Source organism: Ruoffia tabacinasalis (assembly GCF_042652985.1).
GTDB lineage: Bacteria > Bacillota > Bacilli > Lactobacillales > Aerococcaceae > Ruoffia > Ruoffia tabacinasalis.
The window spans coordinates 1-1726 of the sequence record NZ_JBHSHQ010000083.1 but is presented as its reverse complement, the minus strand read 5'-3'; the positions used below and the strand labels follow the sequence as shown (position 1 = coordinate 1726).

The 1726-nt window shown below is 42.1% G+C and carries 1 protein-coding gene; it reads left to right on the top strand.

Annotated elements, in window-relative coordinates; translation table 11 throughout:
- The first annotated feature begins 431 nt into the window (after positions 1-431).
- Positions 432-1718 carry a group II intron reverse transcriptase/maturase gene (gene ltrA / locus ACFO5Y_RS11705; protein WP_197105372.1) on the top strand — a complete coding sequence of 429 codons (1287 nt, stop codon included), beginning with the start codon at positions 432-434 and terminating at the stop codon, positions 1716-1718.
- The last annotated feature ends 8 nt before the right edge of the window (positions 1719-1726 follow it).

The following is a 1726-nucleotide window of genomic DNA, read 5'->3' as shown; positions in this document are numbered from 1 at the left end:
TAACGGCAAGGGTGTCCCCCGTGAGGTGGAATCTGAAGGAAGCCGGAGGCAAACACTCGCACTGACGAACAGAAATCTCATATGAAGGCTGAACTAGGATGGACGAGCTTGCATAACAAAGTAAAGTCCGATACTGCACGAGTCCTATACAGTAAATGAGGCAGTGACATGAGTGGAAGGTTAGTACGCTTACCCAGGGAGGTCTCGCTAACGACTGAGTAGTAACAACGAATAGCGAGAAGTCAGCAGAGGTCATAGTAGCGGGTATACCCGTGAAGGACCGAACAATATTCATACAAATTATAGATTGGAGGTTAAAGTTTACGATTAGGACAGAAAACAACCGCACAGGTTAGCAGTCGGCGGAGGGAATAGGTGGAACCAAAAGAGGAAGTCGATGCGTCTAGTAAACTTTAGGTGATATGAAAGAAATGTATCATAAGTATCCATCTTTGATGGAACAAGTTGTAAGAAGGCAAAATATTGACGAAGCCGTTCAAGCTGTCAAACGAAATAAAGGGGCAGCGGGCATAGACAATATGACAGTCAATGAGATTGAAGTACACATTGATAAGTACTTTGTCCCATTAAGAGAAAAACTACTCAATGGGACCTATAAACCACAACCGGTCAAGCGAGTTGAGATACCTAAGCCTAATGGTAAGGTACGCAAACTTGGCATTCCCGTTGTGAGAGACCGTGTGATTCAACAAGCTATTCGACAGGTCATTGAGCCACTCATTGACCCTCACTTTATGACTAATAGTCATGGCTTTCGCCCTGGAAGAAGTACGCATAGTGCCCTTAAACAGTGTGTGTCATACTATGAAGAAGGTTATAGAGTAGTGGTTGATTGTGACCTCAAAGAATGCTTCGACACGTTAAATCATGATAAGCTTATCTACTACTTAGAGCAGTTCATCCAAGACAAGATGATTATTAAAGTCGTTCGTAAGTTCTTATTAGCGGGTGTTATAGATCTGTCTGGCGAATACGTAAAAAGTAAAACAGGCGCACCACAAGGAGGGGTACTGTCACCTCTACTGAGCAATGTGTACTTACATGAATTGGATAAAGAACTCGCAAACCGTGGACACCGATTTGTTCGTTACGCAGATGACTTTGTCATCTTTGTAAAAAGCAAACGAGCCGGTGAACGCGTCTTAGAAAGTGTGACGAAGTTTATCGAGAAAGATTTAAAATTGATTGTCAACACAGAGAAGAGCAAAGTAGGGTCTCCAGCCCGTTTAAAGTTCTTGAGCTGTCTGATGTTCCAAGTGAATGGAACCTATCGTTTTATCCCTACCAAAGAGGCAAAGCAGAAATTCAAACGGTCTTTAAAGAAATTAACAAGTCGTAAACGACCAGGCACGTTTGAAGAAATAGTCCAACAAATTAATCGTGTGACACGAGGTTGGATAAATTACTTTGGCCTTGGATTCATTAAAGGGTTCATAAAAGAGATAGAGCAGTGGTTACACCATAGACTCAGACAGCTTATCCTTAAACGTTGGAAGAAACCTAAGACAATTATTAGAAAGCTTACGTCTTATGGGCTAGACATGGAGTCTGCGAAGCGAGTTGCTTTTTCTCGTAAAAAGTACTGGCGACTATCAAAGACACATGAAGTTCATAAGGTCATTACAACGAAAAGACTCCAACAATGGGGCTTAGTTACACTGAGCCAATTGACAGAGTCTGCTTATGCAAGATATTGAACCGCCAA

Excerpts from the sequence above, each read along its gene's own strand:
- ltrA (WP_197105372.1), top strand. The coding sequence starts at position 432 with ATGTATCATAAGTATCCATCTTTGATGGAACAAGTTGTAAGAAGGCAA.